Genomic DNA, 22,704 nt, shown 5'->3' with positions numbered 1-22,704 from the left:
TTAATTCAAGTAAGAATTAATCTTTAATTGTTTGTTTTGTGGGACAATTTTAATTTAACATTTAGAAAAACTATTGGAAATTAAAAAAAATAAAGAGACTCTGCATTGCGGTACAAAACCAAAAAAAATTGCTTTTGGAATAGCACCCCTTGGTATAGTTTCGGTAGGAATAGTGCCAATGGGAGTAATAAGTATTGGAGTAGTTCCAATGGGTGTATTCTCTTTTGGTGCAGTAGCAATGGGAATAGTCAATTTATCAGTAGTTGGGATGGGAATTATCTCTGCTGGGGTAACAACAATGGGAATATGGGAGTATTCACCTAATTCTCATGACAATCATCATAATCATTCCAAACAAATTCCAAATTCGAGCAAAGAAAATATAATGTCAGATCTTTTTAAAACCAAACAAGAAGCTGAAAAGGCTGCCGCAAAATACGGATGTATTGGAGCACATAAAATGGGTAAAAAATGGATGCCCTGTCAGATGCACTAGATATTTTCTTGGTCAAAAATTTATTGAATATTAATTCAAAATTTCTACTCTAAAATCAAGATTTTTTGCCTCATCAGTAGTTAATTTTCTTGACCAAGCTCCTTGCACAGGACTATTCCATCTGAACCCAGCATTTTTAGCTAAAGATCTTTCTTCGTAACTAATAAGCGCCTTGTATAAAAACCTCGGTTCGGTAGCTTTAAGTAAAAGTTGCTCTAAATTATCGCATTTTTTGAAGACCTCAGATATGTAAAAGCAATCAGATAAAGCTCTATGTAAATTCCAAACTGGTATTGAAAAAGATAAAGCAAGATCAGTTACTGAGGGTCTATTTTTTAGTGATTTTTGAAAGGACCAATTAATATCCTCTAAACTGCATATCCATTTTTTATTAAGTTTAGGTAATCTTCCTTTTCCAAACCATTTCTTATCAAACTCTACATTATGCGCGACAATAAAATCCGAACAATCAACAAGTTTCAGAAAGAAATTCAATCCATCTTCCCATGGTTGAGAGATATTAGTTACTTCAGCAGAAATACCATTAACATGTTCGGCTTCATTATTATTAACAGGGAATAAAAATGAAACCTGTGAAAGCACGCACTTGAAAGATACATCAAACAAAATACAACCTATCTCTATCACTTCATCTTTATTTTCGTCCAAACCTGTTGTTTCAGTATCAAGTATTAAAACTTTTTCAATTTTTTTATTTTGATTAGCAACACTTTCTTCAGAGGTATCACTGGTAACTTGATACTGAAGAATATCCAATTGATTTAATTCTTTTTTGTTAGATAGTTCCAATTAGCTGAAAACACTTTCATTTATCTTGACGCATTTAATAAAAATTTCTCTTAAATTAATATAAGTTAAGAAATATGATTAGAAAATAATCTTTGAAACACTGCTTAGTTTATTAAATATGACTTTTACAAAATATCAATTTAACAATTTTTGTTATTGGCCTTCAAATCCTAAAAAAATTGTGGAATTTATTGGTGGAAGTTATCTAGCCTCTAAACCAGATTTCACTTATAAAAGATTTATAGAGAGTTTAATTAATAAAAACTATGCAGTACATGCATATAAATATACTCCTCAATTTGATCACCAACAACTTGCTATTAAAGCATGGAGGGATTTCAAGAATTGTCGAATATCTTTATCTAAGAGAATTGGAGCACCAATTCCTTCAATAAGAATTGGTCATAGCCTAGGCTGCAAACTTCATCTTATTTCCCCTGATGGTGGAAGAAATTGCGAAAAATTCATATCAATTAGTTTTAATAACTTCAGTGCCAACAAATCAATTCCATTATTGAAACAAATTTCTCAAAAATTAGAATTCAATAGTGAATTCAGTCCAAGCCCTGAAAGAACTTTGCGATTAATTGAAAAAACATATAACCAAAAAAATAACTTCCTAATAAAATTCAACTCAGACGAATTAGATCAAACAGATAAATTATTTTCTTGTCTGAAAGCAAGAAAAGAAGATAATTCTAGGGGGATAATGCTAAAAGGTACACACACTATAATTGCAAGCGCAGGAATAAGAGAAAATTTTTTAGGAGACTGGGCCGATGATGAATTCAAAAGAAATACTATAAAAAAAATTTCCAATTTAATTGATGAATCTGATTAGGATAATTCTTTCAGCTTTTCCAAAACAGAACTATCTTCGAGAGTGCTTATATCACCACTAATTTTTTCACCAGCAGCCAAAGATCTTAAGATTCGCCTCATAATTTTTCCACTACGTGTTTTCGGAAGGGAGTCTGAAATTATAATTTTTTCAGGCTTTGCGATAATTCCAATTTCATTAACAACATGTTTCTTTAAATTCTCTACTAATTCTGAAGAACTTTTCACGTCTTTCTCTAGAGATACAAAAGCAACTATAACTTCACCTTTTAATTCATCTTTTTTGCCAACTACTGCAGACTCTGCAACTGATTTATGACTTACCAACGCAGATTCTATTTCCATTGTTCCTAACCGATGTCCTGAAACACTTATGACATCATCAACTCTTCCCATAATCCATATATATCCATCTTCATCAATCCGTGCTCCATCTCCCGCAAAATAAACATTTTTTTCTCCTTTAAAGGAAATATATTCCCAATAACTCTCCAAATATCTCTCTGAGTTTCCGTGAATTGTTCTCATCATTCCTGGCCATGGTTTCTTAATAATTAAATAGCCACCCTCGTTCTCCTTAACCTTATCTCCATTCTTATCGACGATTTCAACTTCGATTCCCGGCAGTGGAAAAGTAGCGGAACCTGGCTTTGTAGCAACTACCCCAGGTAAGGGACTTATCATCACACCACCAGTCTCAGTTTGCCACCAAGTATCAACAATAGGGCATTTATTTTTACCAATAACATCCTTGTACCACATCCATGCTTCAGGATTAATTGGTTCTCCAACTGTGCCCAAAAGTCTGAGACTCTCAAGATTATATTTATCAGGGATTTCACGCCCAGACTTCATAAATGCTCTTATTGCAGTCGGTGCAGTATAAAAAATAGAAACCTTATATTTTTGAACAATTTCCCAAAAAGCCCCTAAATTTGAGGGTCTTGGCACTCCCTCATACATTAAGGTTGTAGCACCATTAGATAAAGGCCCATAAACTATGTAACTATGCCCTGTAATCCAACCAACATCAGCAGTACACCAGTAAATATCGTCATCTTTCAAATCAAAAATCCATTTAAATGTTAAATGGGACCAAAGATTGTAACCACCTGTAGTGTGAACTACCCCTTTGGGCTTTCCAGTAGAGCCTGAAGTATAAAGAATAAAAAGTCTATCTTCGCTATTCATTATTTCTGGTTCACACTGATCTTCTTGATCTTTTAATAATTCGTGCCACCAAAAATCTCTATCATCAACCATCGAAATATTTTTTTTTGTTCGTTGAACAACAACAACTTTTTCAACAACTTTATCTGCCCCACTTTCAATTGCCGCATCAACTGCTTGCTTAAGTTCAATCACTTTATCTTTTCTAAAGCCACCATCAGCAGTAATAACAAATCTTGCGTTTCCATCAATTAACCTATCTTTTAAAGCTTCTGAAGAAAACCCTCCAAAAACAACCGAATGAGGTGCGCCAATTCTTGCACAAGCTAACATCGCAAACATAGCTTCAGGAATCATAGGCATATAAATACATACCAAATCTCCTTTTTTTATACCAATTGCTTTTAATGCATTAGCTGCTTTACATACCTCTTTTAGAAGTCCTTCATAAGTATATTTTTTGCTATCCCCAGGCTCACCTTCCCATATAAGTGCAGTTTTACCTCCAAGCCCTCTCTTAATGTGTCTGTCTAAGCAATTATATGTAATATTAAGTTTCCCTTCTTTGAACCATTTAAAAAAGGGCGCATTTTCGTTATCTAATACAGTTTGAAATGGTTCAAACCAATCTAATTCAGATTTTGCGAAAGATTCCCAAAATTGAATAGGATTATCCGATGCTTGTTTTTTTAGATTGAGTAATTCTTCTTGAGTACTAATATTTGAGTTTTCTGCAAATTTTTCTGGTGGAGGGAAAATTCTCTTTTCTTCAAGTATGTTATTGATTGAATTTTTTTTATCTAATGACATTAAATAAATCTATGCTTAATAAATTTAATCGAAAAAATTAAGGTTTTCAAAAATTTTAATATTAATTTAGCTCAAAATTTTTATTTCTAATAGATCTAATAAATACGGCTTAGAACAAATTCTGGAAGAGCCATTAAAGCTCTTTTATATTCTGAATCAGGAAGCCAGACTATAGCTTCTTTAGAAACCATTGCAAAATCCTCAGCTAATTTTCTGGAACTTTCAATAGCTTTAGAGTTCATGATGATATTAAGAGCATCATCTAAATCATCTTTTTCAGCAAGTTCTCTGTTTATAAGAACTGACAATTTTTTATTTTCTTCTAGGGCATATAAAACTGGGGCGGTAAGATAACCACTAGCAAGATCACTTACAGCAGGTTTTCCAAGTTGTTTATCATTTCCGGTAAAGTCAAGAATGTCATCTACAACCTGGAATGCTAAACCAATATTTTTGCCAAAATCGTATAACGAGGTTAAGTTTTTGTCATTAATCCCACTCAAGACTCCAGCTGCTTTACAACTATTGGCTATTAATGATGCTGTTTTACAATAACTTTTGTTGATGTATTTGGAAAAAGATTGAGCCGAATCAAATCTATTTAAATTTTGTTTTATTTCACCCTCTGCTAAATCCATTATTACTCTACTAAGTAATTTAACCACATTTACATTGTCAAGATTTGCTAGGTGCCAACTTGCTTGAGCGAATAAAAAGTCACCCGCCAAAACAGCTACTCTGGTATTAAATCTGCTATGAACTGTATCTACTCCTCTTCTTGTTGACGCCTCATCAACAACATCATCATGGACTAATGAGGCTGTATGAATCATCTCAGTTATTTCAGCAAGCCTTTTATGTTTGCTTGTCAAACAAAATTCAGGAGATATAGCTTTTGAAATTAATAAAACTATACCTGGTCTCAACCTTTTCCCCCCAGCACTAAAAAGGTGTTCTGCTGCGGCTTGAAGAATTGGGTGACCAGCTCCTATTAGATTTTTCAGTTCTAAAATAAGATCATCAAGATCATTTTCAACTGGTTGTAGTAGCTCTGTTACTGTATTCATGATTGACCTCTTCTATATCTTAAGGAATCAAACATTACTTCGGAGGTTAACCAAACTAATTTCTTTATTAATTCCAAGCCAAAACTTTACTTTATTGGAAAACTCATCTCTTTCTGAAGTAACAAAGAATTTTACATTTTCATAAGAAAGGCTCTCATAGCGGTAATTTTTTGGAATATCAAAGGTTTCATTAAATTTTTTTATTAACGCTTCCGAAGGATCGATAATTTTGATTTTTGAGTCTAATTTTTTTCGCAAAAAATCATAAATTAAGGGATAATGGCTGCATCCAAGTATTAATTCTTCAATATTTTTATTTAGTAATGGTTTCAGGTACAAATCTGAAAGATAATTTAAGTTACTAAAATTTAGCTTTTCTTTTTCAATTTCCGGAACAAATTCAGGACATTCTTGCTGAAATATTTTCGTTTTCTCTTTTTTTGAACTTATAGCATTTTTGTAATAAGAAGACCGTACTGTTGTTTGTGTTGCTATGACGCCTATTATTTGTTTATCAACTATTTCCGATACTGAGTTTATAAGGTCAAAACAAGGGACTCTTAAATTTTTTTCTAGAATATCAAGTGCACATGCATTTGTAGTATTACAAGCTATTAAAAGCGCATCCAAATTCTTGTTTTCAAAAAAGGTGCAAATCTCTTTTGCAATAATCCTTATCTCTTCAAAGTTTTTATTACCAAAAGGTATTCTTTTTCTATCAGCCAAATAAAAAACTTCAACGTCTTTACGTGTTTTTAGTAAAGAATTAAGGATAGTAAAACCACCAACCCCGCTATCGAATATACCTACTTTAAGATTCACCCTACTTTAATAAGATATTCAAGGATGCCTTTTGTAATTGCATAAGCTATTCTTCTACGGTGTGAAGTTTTTTCTAATCTTCTTGCATCTAGTCTTCCGGTTAAAAATCCAATTTCCACAAGAACTGCAGGCATCCTAGTGTTTTTAATTACATAAAATCTACCTTGTTTAACTCCTCGATCAGGACTGCCCGGAGAAACTCTTAGAATTTGTTTTTGAATTCTTTTTGCAAGTAATCTGCCTTTCCAACCTCTAAAGTAAAAGGTTTCTAAACCGTTAATATCTCTCCTTTTCCCTCTTGAGGCATTCGCGTGAATGCTTACAAATATATCCGCATCAGAATTGTTAGCAAAGGAAACTCTTGGGGATAAATCCAAATCAACCTCATTTTTTCTAGTTAATCTTACTTTTACACCTTTCTCAGATAATAACTTTTGAACTATTTTGGAGACCTCAAGCACAACATCTGTTTCCCTAATTCCACTAATACCTATTGCTCCTGGATCAGGACCGCCATGTCCAGGATCAATAACAACTGAAAATTTATTTTGTTTTACGTTTGGCAATTTTAAGTAATCATTAACCTTTTTTCTCATATGAATAGGGTTTTGATATGAATTAATTTTCCTCGTTTTTCTTTCAATTACTCCTTCGCCAATCTTCTTAAATGAATATCTTGGTGAAAATAATTTAATTCTCCACCTATTCTGATCTAAACCAACCATTCGCCAGGTCAAAGGCTTCAAATAAGTTTCATCTCTAAATTCAATAACCAATCTGGTTTTACCATAATTTGGTTTACCTAATCTAATCTCTTTTATAGGGCCATTACCTTTTAATTTCCTAGGATTTTTTAATTCTCCAGGGAAATCTATCCAGAATCTATCACCATATATTTGGTTAGCCTTCTGAAAGTATGCTTTTAAATTAGTATTTGATTTGGTTCTTAATTCTAAAACCCCGTTAGTTTTCAACTCCCATGCCGCCAAAGCGCTTGAAGCTTTAACAGGGAAGGTTCCAGAATTTAAAAATAAAAAAACAGATAAATAACGAATAAGTCTATTGTTTAAAAACTTCATCATTAGTTCGAAAACAATTCTTTTTTTCTATGTTTAAGGCTTGGCATCTGCTCCCTAATTTTTTTTACTCTTTCTTTATCGGCCGGTGCAATTGCCGCCCCCTGCGTTTTTCCAGCATCAGATAAAACTGTGCCCCAAGGGTCAATTACCATTGCATGACCATGACTTTGCCTTATCCCATAATGAATTCCAGTTTGGGCTGGAGCAACTACATATGCTGTGTTCTCAATCGCTCTTGCTTGTAATAGGATTTGCCAATGATCTTTCCCTGTAAATGCTGTAAAAGCTGCGGGAATCATGATTAGCTCTGCACCATTAGAAGACAAATATCTATAAAGTTCAGGAAATCTAACGTCGTAACAAATAGATAATCCTATTTTGCATAAGCCGGGGACATCAACAACAGGTGGATACTCCTCCCCAGATAAAATAGTTGATGACTCCTTATATAAATTTCCATCTGGCAAATCAACATCAAATAAGTGAATTTTGTCGTATTTTGCCAAAACCTGTCCATCTTTTCCAAATAGTGCTGACCTATTAAAAGTATGACTGTCATCGCCAGCAGGAACAGGATACCCTCCTCCCAAAAGAAACACTTGGTATCTTTGAGATATAGTTTTGAGGAAATTTGCACACTTAATTGATAATTCAGACGCCAATCTAAGTTTTTCTTTATCTTCTCCTAAAAAAGCAAAATTCTCTGGCAATCCTATTAACTCAGCACCTCTTATAGCGGCCAATTCAATCTGTTCTTCTGCTTCAGCAAAATTCGCTTCAACATTTGATGTACTAGTAATTTGTAATGCAGCTACCAAAAAATCAGTCAAAACTTAACTCCTAATGAACTAATTCGTTACTCATGAGGCACGAAGCACACCTCTTTGAACTTGAACAGGAACTATATCCAAGCAATCAAGTTCTGAGCAACATTTAAAATCTTCCTCATAATCTCCAAGACTTGTCAATCTTTTGCCATGGGTTGCTGTTTTTAAGCATTTCAAAATATCATTTTTCCAAAAATCCCAGAGTGCCAACGCAGCTTGTAATTCATCATTAAGAATATTAACTTCAAAATCACATTTTGCTACCAAGTATGAGGCCAAAGCACCAGCAGCCAAGGAATCCTCAAGTGAATAAGAGCCTTCCCAACCACTACCAAGTATTAAAACATTTTCACTCTTTAGTGAAATAATTTTTTCTGCAACTGCACGCCTATTTGGGAGTCCCATAGCAAATAAATTTTTTGCATTCTGAACTTTTTGCAATGATTTAGTCCCGTTTGTAGTACTCATAAATAATCTCTTACCATTAACAACTTTTTTTGTAACTGACAAAGGAGAATTACCTAAATCAAACCCATCAATTTTCTTACCGCCTCTCTCTCCAAGCAATAATCTTTCATCTGCTTTCCACTGAATAGCAGTTTCTTTCAATAAAACTAAATCTGCAAAAACTTGTATTGAGTCAGCTCCATTTTTTAAAGCCCAGGAAATTGTGGTAGTTGCTCTTAAAACATCAATAACCACTGCGACATCAGGACTTATTTCTGGAACATCATTTGCAACGTGATAATAAGTAAGATTAATGATCAGATCCTTTTCTGGTTTTATTATAGAAAACAGTAACTTACTTTGAAAATTTTTTTTTAAAAAACAAACTTATTGATAATATATATCTAATTTGTATTTATAAAAACTCTATCAAGTTTTGATTTAAAAATGAACAATATCCGCAAAATAAAGGGTGGAGTTAATTTAAGAGGAAAAATAAAAGTTCCTGGAGACAAATCGATCTCTCATAGAGCTTTGATAATAGGAAGTATTGCTGAGGGTGAAACTACCATTGAAGGATTTTTACACTCAGAAGATCCACTTTCAACTGCTGATTGTCTTAGAAAATTAGGTGTAAACATACCAGAAATTAAAAAAGATAAGACCTTTACTATTTCAGGCTTGGGTCTTGATGGAATAAAAGAGCCTCAAGAAATTCTTAATTGCGGAAATTCGGGAACCACCATGAGATTATTAATGGGATTGCTGGCCGGTCAAGAAGGAAAAAATTTTATTTTAACGGGGGACAATTCTCTTAATGAGAGGCCAATGGGGAGAGTAGGTAAACCATTATCTTTAATGGGTGGAAAAATTTTTGGTAGAGAGCTAAGCAACAAAGCTCCAATATCAATTAATGGAAACAAGCTTAAAGGATGCATTATTGGAACGCCCGTAGCAAGTGCGCAAGTAAAGTCCGCAATATTATTGGCTGGCCTCAAAGCTTCTGGGACCACATCAGTAATTGAGCCAGCATCTTCAAGAGATCATACCGAAAGAATGTTAAAAGCATTTGGGGCAGACATATGTATCAGAGGAGAATTAGGAAGAAATGTTGTAATAAAGTCAGGTAGTAAATTAATTGGTCAGAAAATATTAATACCAGGAGACATAAGCTCTGCATCCTTTTGGATGATTGCTGCATCTATTGTACCGAATTCAGAGGTTTTAATTAAGAATGTCGGATTGAATCCTACTAGGACAGGGATATTAAATGTAATGGATTTTATGGGATGCAATTATGAGATATTAGATAAATCTATAATCGCAGGTGAACCTATTGGATCTATTAGAGTAAAGACTGCAAACAAGTTAAGTTCATTCACTATTGAAGGTGATATTCTCCCAAAACTTATTGATGAAATTCCTATCCTTACAGTAGCGGCATGTTTTTGTAATGGAGTTTCTGAAATTAAGGATGCACAGGAATTAAGAGTAAAGGAAACAGACCGTTTAAAGGTCATGGCAAGACAGTTGCGCAAATTTGGTGCTGAAATAACAGAAAAAGATGATGGATTAATTATTAATGGTGAATCAAAATTTCATTCTGCAGAGGTAGACAGTGAGACAGATCACAGAGTATCGATGAGTCTTGCTATCGCTTCACTTCTTGCTAAAGGTACCTCGAAAATAATAAGAGCAGATGCAGCTAGCGTTTCATATCCTGCTTTTTGGGAAGACCTTGCCACACTAACTTACTAACCTAAAAAGTTTTTGTCTGAATTAATAGAAGTTTTAACAAAAGATGGCAGTTACTCTTTAAGAAGTAAATTTTTTCAAGAAAATTTCCATAACTTATCAGGAGCATTAGAGGAAACAAAACTAAAGTTTACAGCACCTTCCGATTTGCAAAGATTTCGGGGCAAATCTCTTGATGTTTTGGATATATGTTTTGGCTTAGGATACAATTCCGCTTCTTTATTGGATGAATTAATTAAACAAAAATCTTATTTGAATTTGTATGCTTTGGAAATTGATAAAAAGCCTCTTGAATATGCAATAAAAAATAAATCTTTCGAGAAATTATGGGATCCACAAGTTAAAAAAATATTTGAATCACTTTACAGAAAAAATTACTTTGAAGATCAATTTTTTAAATGTAGGATTTTGTGGGGTGATGCTAGAGAAAAAATTAATATTATTCCTTCAGCCAATAAATTCGACCTAATTTATCTAGATGGTTTTTCTCCTCAAAAATGCCCACAAGTTTGGACAATTGAATTTTTATCTAAAGTAACTCAAAGGCTCAAATCTCAGGGTTATTTAATTACTTATTCTTCTTCAGCGGCAGTGAGAAAAACATTGAGAAATCTTGGGTTAGAAATTTTTTCTATTAAACCAAGTTTTAATCAAAGAACTTTTTGGAGTCAAGGAACTGTAGCAGTAGCAAAATTTGATAAGAACAAATTGAAACCCAATCTTAATTTCGAAAATTTATCTGTCATGGAAGAGGAACATCTATTAACTAAAGCAAGTATTCCTTATAGGGATCAAGATTTCAACTCAAGTAAAAAAGATATTATTAATAAAAGATTAGATGAGCAATTATTCTCAAATCTTTTATCTACCAAGGAATGGAGAAAGAAGTGGAGAATGGCGAAGTCGGCCTTGAGGAGTTAGATTTATGTATATTTAAAAAAAATATGTTAAGCGTTGCGATATTGGCTGCAGGTAAGGGCACTAGAATGGCTAGCTCATTACCAAAGGTTTTACATAAAATTTCTGGGAAAAGTCTTTTACAGAGAGTGATTGATTCTTGTGTGGAACTAAATCCTGATCAAATTTTTATAATTACTGGACACAAATCAAAAGAAGTACAAGAGTCAATTCCAAACAATAAAAATATTCATTTTGTTATACAGGAACCTCAATTAGGAACTGGACATGCTATTCAAGTGCTCACTAGAGAGGCAGAAAAAAATGAAGGGAAGCTCTTGGTACTTAATGGGGACGTGCCCCTTATTAAGACTGAAACTCTAAATAGGCTTTTAAAATTACATGACTTAAAGAATGCTGATGTTTCTTTAATAACTACAAAGAAAAAAAATCCACATGGGTATGGCAGAGTTTTTTTGAAAGGAGGTTTTATAGAAAGAATTGTTGAAGAAAAAGATTGTAATAATCAAGAAAAACAAAATTCCTTAGTAAATGCCGGTATTTACTGTTTTAACTGGGATAATTTATCAAAGATAATAGGTTTCTTACAAAGCAATAATAGTCAAAAAGAAATCTACTTAACAGATACAGTATCTTTGCTAAAGAATTCTTTAGGCATAGAGGTAGAGGATAATGGAGAGCTTCAGGGAATTAATAACAGAATTCAACTGTCAAAATGCGAAGAAATTTTTCAACATTCAATAAAAGAAAAGCATATGCTTAATGGCGTAACTTTCTTAAATAAAGCAAGTTGTTCAATCAGCGAAGAAGCAGAAATTGGTCAGGATGTAATTATTGAGGCTAATACTCATATAAGAGGAAGAACTAAAATTTGCAGAAATTGCGTTATTGGACCAAATACTTTTATTGAAAATTCTAGTGTTGGAATTAATTGTGAAATCTCAAATTCTACTGTATATGATTCTCAGATAATGGATCATATAAAAATTGGTCCATACAGTCATATAAGACCTAAATCAAAAATATCCTCTCTTAGTAAAATCGGGAATTTTGTTGAAATAAAAAATAGTCAATTAGAGGAAGAATCCAAAGTAAACCATCTTAGCTATATTGGCGATTCTATTATTGGAAGATCTACAAATATAGGGGCAGGTACCATTACCGCAAATTTTGATGGTCAGAAAAAACATCAAACAAAAATTGGAAAGAATTCCAGTATTGGTGCAAATACAGTTTTTGTAGCTCCCATTAATCTTGGGGAATCCGTAACAACAGGAGCTGGTTCAGTGATCACCAAAGACTCCAAAGATAATTCATTAGTGATATCAAGAACAAAGCAAGTAAATATAGAGAATTGGGAAAAGAAAACATAACCTAATCAATTAGGTCAATAATTTTTTCAAGCTGCCAATATCTGCTCCCTTTAATAAGAATCGAATCACCTTTTTTAGTAGAATTGTTGATCGAACTAGGGATGTCTTTAATATTATTTAAAACTAAAAATTTTTTCTTATCTTTTAGATAATTAAAGTAAAGATTATTATTTTTTTTATCGCAAATAAATAAACATTTTTTTATATCAGAATTATTAATTAAGTTGAATATTTCTTTATGGTATTTTTCAGATTCCCCACCCAATTCTTGCATACTTCCAAATATAAAAAAATGATTTTTAGGTTTTTCTAGAAGGTTTTCAATACATGCTTTTACTGATTCTGGCGAGGCATTATATGATTCATCATATATTGTAGTTTTAACTGATTTAAGAATTTTATTTCTTCCTTCTAAACTTGTAAAATTAAACTTATTAAAACTTGCAAAATTAATACCTAGCTCTTTAGCAACTGCATAAGCGAATAAGAAATTTGAAGCATTGTGAAATCCGTCAAATGAAATTTCAAAGATATTTTCTTCTATCAAAATCGTTTTATTAGATGGATTATAAAATCCTCGCAAATTTTCATCTTTCTTAAAATTCTTATTTTGATTTTCTATATTTAATAATTCTACTTTTATTACTCTCCCTTCCCAGTATTCTTTTAATGTTGCTTCTAGAAATGCATCATTTGCTGGGATTATTACAACTCCTTTTGGATTTAAAAACTTACTAATTTCACACTTTGCATAAGTAATATTCTTTTTCGAGCCTAACAATCCAATATGGGCTGTACCTATCTTTGTAATAACTGCAATATCGGGTTCACTATATTTAGATAAATTTTCAATCTGTCCAAGACCTCTCATTCCCATCTCAAGGACCAAAACCTTATCTTCTATATCTGTAGCGAGAATAGTCAGACCAACTCCAATCTCATTATTGAAATTGGCATGAGATAGTTTAATTCTTCCAATTTTCTTTAAAACTTCACCTATCATTTCTTTTGTTGTTGTTTTACCCACTGATCCAGTTATTGCAATCAACGGGATATTTAATTTTTTTCTTTTTAGCAATGCTAATTTTTGAAATGCCTCTAAAGTGTCATTTACTACCCAGTAAGGAAAATTATTAGGAAGTAATTTCTGCATCCCTTTTTTAATTACTACTGATTTGGCTCCCTTATTCAAAACATCAGTAAGAAAACTATGTCCGTCAAAATTTTTACCCTTGATAGCTATAAAAAGATCATTTTTCAATAAAGTTCTACTATCAATACTTATATTTTTAAAACTCAAAAAATCTTTATTCCCCTCACTTAGATTTTTAATATCACCCAAAACATTGTTCAATTCTAATAATGAAAATTCCATTAAAAATTAAATCATACTTTTTTTAAAGATGGATCGGCTGATTGTCCATATGAGAATTTTTCAACTTCAGCAACATCTGGGGATGGTTCTTTTAGTCCGCAAACATCCTTATACATAATTTCGTATTCGAGAGCTGATCTTTGCCAACTAAACTCTTGGCTCATAGCTCTTTTTTGGAGAGATTCCCAGCTATCTTTATGCCTAAAGGCCTCCCAAGACCTTACTAAAGAAGTATAGAAATCTATAGGTTCAAAGCGATCAAAGCAAAAACCTGTTCCACTATTATTTTCTGGGTCATGAGGCAAAACTGTATCAACTAAGCCTCCAACCCTCCTCACTATTGGGATAGAGCCATATCTCATAGCAAGAAGTTGGCTAATACCACAAGGTTCGAATCTACTTGGCATTAAGAATGCATCAGAGCCACCATAGATAAGCCTTGATAAAGAATCATCATAGGTAAGGAATACTGAAAATCTTCCTGGGTAATCTAATGCCAGTTGCCATAATCCAGACTCTAAATATCTATCTCCTGTCCCTAAAACAGCTATTTGAGAATCTGTATAGGCTAAAAGTCTTCTTGAAACTTGTAAAAGTAAGTCAACCCCTTTCTGATCAACTAACCTACTAACCATACCTAAAAGATATTTTTTAGTATTAACTTCAAGACCCATTTCTCTCTGTAGAATTTTCTTATTTTCTTGTCTATTTTCTAAATTCTTAATAGTAAATTTTGCAGGTAAAACTGGATCTTTGGCTGGATTCCATTCATCAAGATCTATGCCATTAAGAATTCCCCTTAATTTACCTGAGATGTAATTAAGTAATCCTTCAAGGCTTTCCCCGTATTCATGGGTTTTAATTTCATCTGCATAAGTCGGAGAAACAGCATTTACTCTATCTGCATACAACATTGCCGCAGCCATTGTGTGGTCTCCATGCATATACCAAGGACACCAAGTCATTTTTTCTAGTTTCCATCTCCAAGGGCCTTGATATTTTAAATTATGAATTGTGAAGACAGTACTAATTTCGGGGTCCTGATGCATCCACACAGGAATCATTCCAGTGTGCCAATCATGGCAATGGAGAACTTGTGGTTTCCAACAATTCCAGGCAAATTCTGCAGTGGCACTAGCAAAAAATGTAAAGCGCCAGTCCTCATTTTCGCCTCCATATATTTGGTCAGAGTCAAATGTTGGATGGCCTACCAGGTAAATCACATAATTATGAATGGGATGTTTTGCTTCATATACCGCGAAATCAGCGCCCATTGTATTTGCTCTAAAGACTGGTTCGTTTGATACCTCTAAAAGACTCCACAATTTCCCATATCCTGGAATTATTACCCTCACATCGTGACCAAGTTTTATCAAAGATGGTGGTAACGAACCAACCACATCTCCCATACCTCCAACTTTGATCATTGGAGCACATTCAGCAGCGGCAAGAAGAATTCTCATTGATAATTATTTAAAAAGTTCTTTTGAAAAATAAACTAGGGTGTCCACTTATAGTCAGAAAAATCTGGTGGACGCTTTTCAAGAAAGGCATTTCTACCTTCTTGAGCTTCATCAGTCGAATAAAATAATTGAGTTGTGTATCCAGATAATTCTTGAATACCCGCAATCCCATCATTCTCAGCATTGAATGAAGCTTTAAGAATACGAATAGCAGTTGGACTATTTCGTAAAATCTCTCTTGCCCAGATTACACCCTCAGCTTCTAATTCTTCAATCTTTGTAATTGCATTTATCAAGCCCATCCTAAGAGCTTCCTTGGAATTATATTTTCTACATAAAAACCAAATTTCTTTTGCTTTTCTTTGACCAACAAGTCTTGCCAAATAACTAGATCCAAATCCTGCATCAAAACTACCAACTTTTGGTCCAGTTTGACCAAATATTGCATTTTCAGAGGCGATACTGAGATCACAAATCAAATGAAGTACCTGTCCTCCTCCAATTGCAAAACCAGGAACTAAGGCAATAACCACTTTAGGTAAACTTCTTATTAATCTTTGAAGTTCAAGTACATTTAATCTCTGCTTCCCTTCATCATTTTTATATCCATTTTCACCTCTTACACTCTGATCACCTCCAGAGCAAAAAGAATAAATCCCTTTCTTATCAGGTCCCGCACCTGTAAAGAGAACTACTCCAATAGTTTCATCATTTCTTACGATATTAAATGCGTTAATTAGTTCATCGACAGTTTGTGGCCTAAATGCATTTCTTTTTTCAGGCCTATTAATTGCAATTCTCGCAATTCCCTCATCTGATTTATGAAACAATATATCCTTATAAGATTTGCATTCTGACCAATTTAAAGTTGTTTTACCAGGTAATACTTTCATGAATCCTAATTATTCAAAGATAGAAAATAATAAATTTAACTGCCAATTATTTTTTTTAGCAGGGCATTTTTTTCAAAAATTTCATTTTCTGGATCAATATCAACTTTAATTATTACAGATTTCTGGATAGAAATGCTCCAATCGAATGCCTCTCTTAATTTTTTAAAATTTGCCGCATTTTTAAAGTTTACTTCATAGGTCTCTGCGAGTTTTGACCAGTTTATTTCTTTAGGCATAAGAAATAGTTTTTTTAATTCATCTTCTTTTAAATTTTTTTTATAAATACGATTAAATATATTTCCTCCATTATTATTTATAAGAAGAATTGTTAAATTCAATTCGATTGAATTTTCAATCAGCCAGCCGTTTATATCATGAATAAAAGCCAAATCTCCGGTTACTAGAAGTAGAGGCTTTTTGATTCTAGCAATTCCTAATGCTAGGGATAAAGTACCGTCTATTCCGGAAGCGCCTCGAAAGCTGAAACAATTTCTTGTTAAAGTAGCATTCTCAGAAAATGTAAGCCAATCTCTAATAGGGCTACTCGCGGAAAGCATTATTGGATTTTCAGCTGGCCAAATTTTTGGAACAAGGTTTGCAAGCTTATATTCAGTAATTTGATTATCACATGTAATTTTATCTTTTAAAATTTCTTTTATTTCCTCACCTTCCTCAATTAGATCTATAGCTAACGGAGTAAGCGCCTTTTTGTTTTTTTCGTGAATTGATAATTCTTCTAATAAAAGAGTAGTAAAATTTGATAGCCCAAAATCATATTCAAATGATTTTTTTATAGGGTCCAATTTTCTGTAGTTTTTTTCTTTTATAAGAATTTGTATTCCTTCGAAGGTTGTTAAAAACTTCTCCAAATCAATTGAGGATGACATAGGACCAAGCCTCAAAAGTTGATGACAATTTATTAAATTCTTATTTTTTCTTAAGACTAATTCCCAATTCACAACTAAACCTCTCAAATAAGAATAAACGCCTGAAATAGGATCAGCGAAAATTGGCCAACCAGTAATTTCTTGTAATTGTTCTAAAGATTTATTAAAAGAAGATAAGTCATTTATTGAACCTTGATAAGGACCTACCAAAATAATGCCAGATTCATTTAGATTTAAACTCTTTGAAATTTCTAAAAATTTGTTTTTATCAGACTTTATTTCAAGTTCCTGAAAGACATATTTTTTCTTTAAATAAATTCTCTCAAAAACCTCTAAAACATTTTTTTTATTTAAAAATGAAATATCCAAAGGCTTGTCAATAGGAATATTTAAATGAATAGGACCAGGGTAGGTTGATATTTGTTTCTCAGTAATTCGTACTAAATTTAAGATTTCATTATCTTGCGTTTCATGGAGTCCATTTAGATTTGTACTTAAAACTTTTCTGCAGACTGAACTCAAAAAATCTTCTTGATTTACTGTTTGATTAGCCCCACAATCTTTTAATCTCAAGGGTCTATCAGCAGTAAGAAATATAATACCTTTACAAGATCGGTCTGCCTCAACTGCTGCTGGTAATAAGTTGCTTACGGCTGTTCCGGAAGTGGTAATAACTAAAGAAAGATTACCTGATGCAGCAGAAATCCCAAGAGAGTGGAATCCCGCAGATCTTTCATCTATTGAATTAAAAATATTTACCAGTCCTAATTTATTTAATTCTCCCGCAGCTATAGCTAAAGGTGCTGATCTACTACCAGGACATACTATTAAATTTTGAACTCCTATTTTTATAAGAAGATTCAAAAGTTGTAAACTTCTAAGAAAATTTTTGCATTCAATAGATGATGTCATAATTTATATAAATGCTTTGGGATTTTCCTTATAACTGAATTAAATAAAACATGTCTACAACTCAAGAAAAAAGAAATTCAATATTAAAGGATTTAAAAAATCTTTTAATCTGGTTATCTATAGCTTTAATTATACGATGGCAGGTTATTGAGCCAAGATGGATTCCATCCGGTTCAATGCTTCCAACTCTTCAAATACAAGATAAAATTCTTGTTGAGAAAGTAACCCCCAAAATCACATCCAAATCAAATCTTTCAACATTAAAAAATGAAATAGTTGTTTTTAACGTTCCAGAACAATTAATTAATGCTGGTTATAAAGCTGATACTGCACTAATAAAGAGAGTCATTGGAATACCTGGAGACAAGGTAGAAGTAAGAGATGGTAACCTTTACTTAAATGATATCGCTCAAAAAAATTACGTTTTTGACAAGAATATTAATTATTCAATAGGGCCTTTTATTGTCCCAGAAGAGTCATTATGGGTGATGGGAGATAATAGAAATAACAGTATGGACTCACATATTTGGGGGTTTTTACCCTATGAAAAGGTTATTGGTAAAGCTATTTTTAGATATTGGCCGTTTAATAAAATTGGACCTATTCGGTTCCCTGCCCTTAATAAATTAAATTAATGGGTACGTGATGTTGTAGGGTTCTTATATACTGAAGTTGTAGAAATGTTTAATCCAGAATTTCTTGCTACTGAAAATAATGATCCGAACGATGAGAATGATTTAATCCAATATTTACAAAAACAATCTCCAGAAGTATTGCAAAGAGTAGCAAAATCAGCTAGTGAAGATATTCAAGAAATTATTAGACATAACGTTCAAGGTCTACTTGGAATGCTTCCTTCAGATCAATTTGATGTAAAAATAACATCTTCAAAAGACAACATTGCTAATTTATTATCTTCTGCAATGATGACAGGATATTTCTTAAGACAAATGGAGCAAAGAAAAGAGCTGGAACAAACTCTTAAAAATGATGAAAACATGTCTATAGAAGAATAATATTTTTTAAAGATTTACTTCTTCAGGAATTATTCCTAGTTCAAACAACTTTTTATATAAACCCATCAAGAATTTATTATCCTCAGGAAGTTTGTCCCACTTTTGGGAATTAATTTCATTAATTAATTTTTGACAATCATCTGTTGTAAATTTTATAGGCGCCGTAAAATGAGCTGGGATTAAATATTCCATATCTTCAAGAGACTTTATATTTTCTAACCACTTAAGTAAAACTTCTTTTGAACGCGGAAAAATTAATTTTTGTAAAACTGGTGCGATTTGAATCTTAGGAGTATCTTTACCCATTATTTCTACAAGAGAGGATTCCCAATCTTCCTCCCATAAAAAGGGATAGATACCGAAATGAGATCTCCAATTTCTAAGATCTTTTTTGAAAGAATACTTAAATATTTTTTTTAAAGGTGGAATATTTAATTTACCTGGTTTCAAAAAAGATGAAAATAAGACTAATCTTTTCCAGCCTTTTTTTCTTTGTTCTATGGAGTCAATTAAAGGTTGATCTCCTCTCTCTCTAGCATGGAAAAGAAGTGGAGTTGGATCAAAATCAAATATCTCAGGTGGTGTAGAGTCTATTCCAACTATTGCATCCGTTACATGAAGAGTTTTCGTAGGATAATGGAAACAGCTTATCTCCTGATATCTTCCAAGTCCTAAATTCAGTGGGCCTAATGAAGACCATTTAAAGGAGTTTTTATGTGGAGTACCTTCCTCAAACAGTATTCTTGATCTTTTTGATGGAATTCCTAAAAAATCTATTGGTAGATTTATGGGGAAACTCCATTGTCCAGGACAAAGCCAAATTTCTGCATCTTTAAAAATTCTTGAAAGAGCAGGCAATCCGATTTTATGTTCTAGTCCAGAGGCACTCGGTAGAATTATTGTTTTTACGTTGCCGTGAATCGCAATTAATTTTTCCAACTCATTTATTAATTCTTTTGTCGGTGGCAGTGGATTTATTAGCATCAATCCATTATCAACCTTTATTACCGTCATTCTTATTGGAACCGCAACATAATAAAGCCCCTGTATTTGTTCCAAAGACCATATTTGATTAGGAATTAACTCTCTTAAAATTGTTTTCTTATATCCATAAGGATATAAAGGGAATAATGGCCACCAATTCCACTTTTTATTTAAAGTTTCTTCCACCACTATAATTTATACCCAGTAAATAATTTCTTTAACTTAAATATTCCGTATCTTGGAGCAAATAAAAAAGCAAATAAAAATATAAAAGTTTGTGCCAGGACAATTGATCCACCTGTTTCAAGATCAAACCAAAAACTAACATAGATTCCTATCAGACTTGAAAAAATTGCACTTAATACTGAAATTAGTGTCATATTATCAAACTTATCCGTAAGTAAATATGCTGTAGCCCCTGGTGTAATCAACATTGCAACTACCAAAATAATTCCAACAGACTGCAAGCCCACAACAGCTGCCAAAGACAAGCATGTGAGGAGTAAATAATGAAGAAAAAATACGTTAATCCCAACTGTTTTTGCATGCCTAGGATCAAAGCAATAAAGCATTAAATCTTTTCTAAAAATCGATAAAAGGATTACTACTAATAAAGAAATGAATATAGTTTGTTTTACATCTGAAAGTGATATTCCTAATGGACTACCAAAAAGTATAGAATGCAGATCAATATTACTTTTTATTTTAGAAACTAATACGATTCCAAGAGCGAAAAATCCGGTAAATACCAACCCAATAACAGTATCTTCCTTAACTCTAGATTTCTGCTTAATAAAACCTATCAATGCTACAGAACCAACTCCGAAAATAAATGCCCCTAATGAGAAAGGAAGACCTAATGCATAAGCCACCACAACACCAGGCATTACCGAATGTGACACAGCATCTCCCATTAAAGCCCATCCTTTAAGAGTCAAATAACTTGAAAGAAAACCACAAACAGCTGCAACTAATGAACTCATAAGAAGTGCTTTTCTCATGAATTCATGAGTCAAAGGTTCTGTTATGAATGAATCTAAAGTTAAAAAAGAACAGAGCTCCATATAATTTTAAATTTAGGATTCAGGTCCAAACAAGAAATTAGGTGAGATCCCTCCAAAAGTGGTTGTAATATTTTCAGGGGTAAACACTTCAGAGGTCTCGCCGTAAGCTACAACAGTTTTATTTATTAAAAGAACCAAATCACAAAATTCACGGACATGAATCATATCGTGCGTTGATAATAATATAGTTTTCCCCTCATTTTTAAATTGAATAAATAATTCTGAGATAAGTTTTTCAGTTCTTATATCAACACCTGAAAAAGGCTCATCAAGAAGTAATATTGACGCTCTTTGAGCAATTGCTCTAGCTAAAAAAGTTCGTTTCCTCTGACCTCCAGATAAGTTTCCAATAGGTGTAGATAAATGATCAGTAAGATCAACTCTCTCAATAGCATCTTTGACCGCCTGAACATCAGACTCTCTAGGAGACCTAAAAATATTCATCGAACCATATCTTCCCATCATCACCACATCCCAAACACTTATTGGAAATTGACTATCAATTCCCTCATTCTGAGGAACATAAGCAATTGTCTGATCTTTTTGAGCAGATCTTACAGACTCTCCATTTATTCTAATTTTTCCCTTTGAAATGTTTACAAAGCCAGTTAAAGCATTAAAAAAGGTTGTTTTACCAGCCCCGTTCATTCCTACTAACCCACAAATCTGGCCAGGTTTCAATCTTAAATTAGCATCATACAAAGCCACCTTACCGTTGTAATCCACACAAATATTCTCTGCATCAATCCTAAAATTTTGATAATTGATTGATTCCATAATTCAAAAAAGCCCTTTTTTTATTAAATCCAAATTATGCTCAAGCATTTTTATGTAGGAACTAGCAGGACCACTATCATCAGATAATGAATCAACAAAAAGATTTCCTCCAAAATTAGCCCCAGTTTCATTTGCAACAACCATTTGAGATTCGTTACTTACAGTACTTTCGCAAAATACAGATGGGACATTTTTTTCTTTAACTAGTGAGATTGTTCTTGTCATTCTTTTGGGAGTAATTTGACTCTCAGCATTTACTGGCCACAAATAAACTTCCTCTAATCCATAATCATTTGTTAAATATGAAAAAGCACCTTCACAACTTACTAGATACCTCCTGTCTTTATTTAAGTTATTAATAAAAAGTGAGAATTCTTTATCTAATTTAGAGAGTTTATCTTTATAAATTTTTCCATTTTCTTCAAATAATATTCTTTTGGATGGCCTCAATTCTGATAAAGAATCCACCAGAATATCAACGTATAGGATCCCTCTTTTTGGAGAAATCCAGGCATGAGGATTGGGTTTTCCTTTATAAAAATCTTCACTGATAAAAATAGGATCTAAATCTTCCGCAACAGTAATTCTTCTAACTTTTAAATTAGAAACAAATTTTTCAGCCCATAATTCAAATCCAAAACCATTATCAATAAAAACAAAAGCACTAGAGGCATTTACCAAATCGCTTGGAGTTGGTTGATAGCCATGAACTTCAACTCCAGGTTTCGTTATTGATCTAACAATAAACTCATCTTTAGCAACATTGCTAATTATGTCAGCCAAAACAGTGAAACTTGCAAGTATTACTTCTTTACTTTCATTTTTATTTGATACTCTCTTACATGAACCTGAAGCAAGAGAAAGCAGAAGTAACAAAGTTAAAAAAAGAATATTTTTTCTCATAATTGACTTTCATCTT

At 32.7% G+C, this 22,704-nt stretch carries 22 protein-coding genes; 7 read left to right on the top strand and 15 right to left on the bottom strand.

From position 1 onward, the window contains the following. The first annotated feature begins 73 nt into the window (after positions 1-73). The gene (locus tag JJ844_06875) at positions 74-496 is read left to right on the top strand and encodes a hypothetical protein (GenBank protein ID MBO6975396.1); all 423 of its coding nucleotides are present in this window, start codon (positions 74-76) and stop codon (positions 494-496) included. A gap of 30 nt (positions 497-526) precedes the next feature. On the opposite strand, the gene JJ844_06870 is transcribed toward JJ844_06875, so the two are convergent. Beyond that, positions 527-1,306, bottom strand: coding sequence for a 3'-5' exonuclease (locus tag JJ844_06870; GenBank protein ID MBO6975395.1), 780 nt, complete (start codon positions 1,304-1,306; stop codon positions 527-529). A 118-nt stretch (positions 1,307-1,424) separates the two neighbouring features. Between JJ844_06870 and JJ844_06865 the strand changes: the two genes are divergently transcribed. Further along, positions 1,425-2,147 carry a DUF1350 family protein gene (locus tag JJ844_06865; GenBank protein MBO6975394.1) on the top strand — a complete coding sequence of 241 codons (723 nt, stop codon included), beginning with the start codon at positions 1,425-1,427 and terminating at the stop codon, positions 2,145-2,147. On the opposite strand, the gene acs is transcribed toward JJ844_06865, so the two are convergent. From acs to JJ844_06835, 6 genes are all read right to left on the bottom strand, one after another. After that, positions 2,144-4,126, bottom strand: coding sequence for an acetate--CoA ligase (gene acs / locus JJ844_06860; GenBank protein MBO6975393.1), 1,983 nt, complete (start codon positions 4,124-4,126; stop codon positions 2,144-2,146). The two genes, JJ844_06865 and acs, sit on opposite strands and share 4 nt — an antisense overlap. A 95-nt stretch (positions 4,127-4,221) precedes the next feature. Beyond that, entirely contained in the window at positions 4,222-5,193 is a 972-nt protein-coding gene (gene sds / locus JJ844_06855; GenBank protein ID MBO6975392.1) for a solanesyl diphosphate synthase, read from the bottom strand. Positions 5,194-5,220: 27 nt separating this feature from the next. Continuing rightward, complete coding sequence (murI, locus tag JJ844_06850; GenBank protein MBO6975391.1) at positions 5,221-6,015, bottom strand: glutamate racemase; 795 nt, start codon at positions 6,013-6,015, stop codon at positions 5,221-5,223. Next, positions 6,012-7,097, bottom strand: coding sequence for an N-acetylmuramoyl-L-alanine amidase (locus JJ844_06845; GenBank protein ID MBO6975390.1), 1,086 nt, complete (start codon positions 7,095-7,097; stop codon positions 6,012-6,014). Before JJ844_06845 ends, murI begins: the two co-directional genes overlap by 4 nt. Beyond that, entirely contained in the window at positions 7,097-7,924 is an 828-nt protein-coding gene (locus tag JJ844_06840) for a carbon-nitrogen hydrolase family protein (protein MBO6975389.1), read from the bottom strand. Before JJ844_06840 ends, JJ844_06845 begins: the two co-directional genes overlap by 1 nt. A 30-nt stretch (positions 7,925-7,954) precedes the next feature. Then, positions 7,955-8,683 carry a 2-phosphosulfolactate phosphatase family protein gene (locus JJ844_06835; GenBank protein MBO6975388.1) on the bottom strand — a complete coding sequence of 243 codons (729 nt, stop codon included), beginning with the start codon at positions 8,681-8,683 and terminating at the stop codon, positions 7,955-7,957. 132 nt (positions 8,684-8,815) lie between these two features. Between JJ844_06835 and aroA the strand changes: the two genes are divergently transcribed. Genes aroA through glmU form a run of 3 tightly spaced genes read left to right on the top strand, consistent with a single transcriptional unit; the run spans position 8,816 to position 12,414 of the window. Next, positions 8,816-10,126, top strand: a complete 1,311-nt coding sequence (gene aroA / locus JJ844_06830) for a 3-phosphoshikimate 1-carboxyvinyltransferase (protein MBO6975387.1) — start codon at positions 8,816-8,818, stop codon at positions 10,124-10,126. Between the two features lie 12 nt (positions 10,127-10,138). Continuing rightward, entirely contained in the window at positions 10,139-11,044 is a 906-nt protein-coding gene (locus JJ844_06825; protein MBO6975386.1) for an SAM-dependent methyltransferase, read from the top strand. 23 nt (positions 11,045-11,067) lie between these two features. Continuing rightward, entirely contained in the window at positions 11,068-12,414 is a 1,347-nt protein-coding gene (gene glmU, locus JJ844_06820; protein MBO6975385.1) for a bifunctional UDP-N-acetylglucosamine diphosphorylase/glucosamine-1-phosphate N-acetyltransferase GlmU, read from the top strand. Between the two features lies 1 nt (position 12,415). Here the strand turns inward: glmU and JJ844_06815 are convergent, their stop codons facing one another. The 4 genes from JJ844_06815 to menD are packed head-to-tail and all read right to left on the bottom strand — an operon-like array spanning position 12,416 to position 17,944. Then, positions 12,416-13,789 (bottom strand): UDP-N-acetylmuramoyl-tripeptide--D-alanyl-D-alanine ligase, encoded by a 1,374-nt coding sequence (locus JJ844_06815; GenBank protein ID MBO6975384.1) that lies wholly within the window; start codon positions 13,787-13,789, stop codon positions 12,416-12,418. An 11-nt stretch (positions 13,790-13,800) separates the two neighbouring features. Next, positions 13,801-15,252 (bottom strand): glycogen synthase GlgA, encoded by a 1,452-nt coding sequence (gene glgA / locus JJ844_06810; GenBank protein ID MBO6975383.1) that lies wholly within the window; start codon positions 15,250-15,252, stop codon positions 13,801-13,803. Between the two features lie 35 nt (positions 15,253-15,287). Next, complete coding sequence (gene menB / locus JJ844_06805; protein MBO6975382.1) at positions 15,288-16,145, bottom strand: 1,4-dihydroxy-2-naphthoyl-CoA synthase; 858 nt, start codon at positions 16,143-16,145, stop codon at positions 15,288-15,290. Positions 16,146-16,180: 35 nt separating this feature from the next. Continuing rightward, on the bottom strand, positions 16,181-17,944 hold the full coding sequence (menD, locus tag JJ844_06800; protein ID MBO6975381.1) for a 2-succinyl-5-enolpyruvyl-6-hydroxy-3-cyclohexene-1-carboxylic-acid synthase: 1,764 nt from the start codon (positions 17,942-17,944) through the stop codon (positions 16,181-16,183). Between the two features lie 50 nt (positions 17,945-17,994). Between menD and lepB the strand changes: the two genes are divergently transcribed. Both lepB and JJ844_06790 read left to right on the top strand, forming a co-directional pair. Beyond that, positions 17,995-18,579: a signal peptidase I gene (gene lepB, locus JJ844_06795; protein MBO6975380.1), complete on the top strand. Its 585-nt coding sequence runs from the start codon at positions 17,995-17,997 to the stop codon at positions 18,577-18,579. Positions 18,580-18,624: 45 nt separating this feature from the next. Continuing rightward, on the top strand, positions 18,625-18,960 hold the full coding sequence (locus JJ844_06790; GenBank protein ID MBO6975379.1) for a DUF760 domain-containing protein: 336 nt from the start codon (positions 18,625-18,627) through the stop codon (positions 18,958-18,960). Positions 18,961-18,966: 6 nt separating this feature from the next. On the opposite strand, the gene JJ844_06785 is transcribed toward JJ844_06790, so the two are convergent. From JJ844_06785 to JJ844_06770, 4 genes are read right to left on the bottom strand one after another with little or no spacing between them, the layout of a single operon-like run. Further along, on the bottom strand, positions 18,967-20,139 hold the full coding sequence (locus tag JJ844_06785; protein ID MBO6975378.1) for a DUF4336 domain-containing protein: 1,173 nt from the start codon (positions 20,137-20,139) through the stop codon (positions 18,967-18,969). Further along, positions 20,133-21,008: a metal ABC transporter permease gene (locus JJ844_06780; protein MBO6975377.1), complete on the bottom strand. Its 876-nt coding sequence runs from the start codon at positions 21,006-21,008 to the stop codon at positions 20,133-20,135. Before JJ844_06780 ends, JJ844_06785 begins: the two co-directional genes overlap by 7 nt. Before the next feature lie 12 nt (positions 21,009-21,020). Next, positions 21,021-21,785 (bottom strand): metal ABC transporter ATP-binding protein, encoded by a 765-nt coding sequence (locus tag JJ844_06775; GenBank protein MBO6975376.1) that lies wholly within the window; start codon positions 21,783-21,785, stop codon positions 21,021-21,023. Between the two features lie 3 nt (positions 21,786-21,788). Continuing rightward, positions 21,789-22,688: a metal ABC transporter substrate-binding protein gene (locus JJ844_06770; protein MBO6975375.1), complete on the bottom strand. Its 900-nt coding sequence runs from the start codon at positions 22,686-22,688 to the stop codon at positions 21,789-21,791. Between the last annotated feature and the right edge of the window lie 16 nt (positions 22,689-22,704).

It is taken from the genome of Prochlorococcus marinus CUG1435, from assembly GCA_017644375.1.
Taxonomy (GTDB): Bacteria; Cyanobacteriota; Cyanobacteriia; order PCC-6307; family Cyanobiaceae; genus Prochlorococcus_A; species Prochlorococcus_A marinus_AH.
This window is presented reverse-complemented; position numbering and strand designations above follow the sequence as displayed.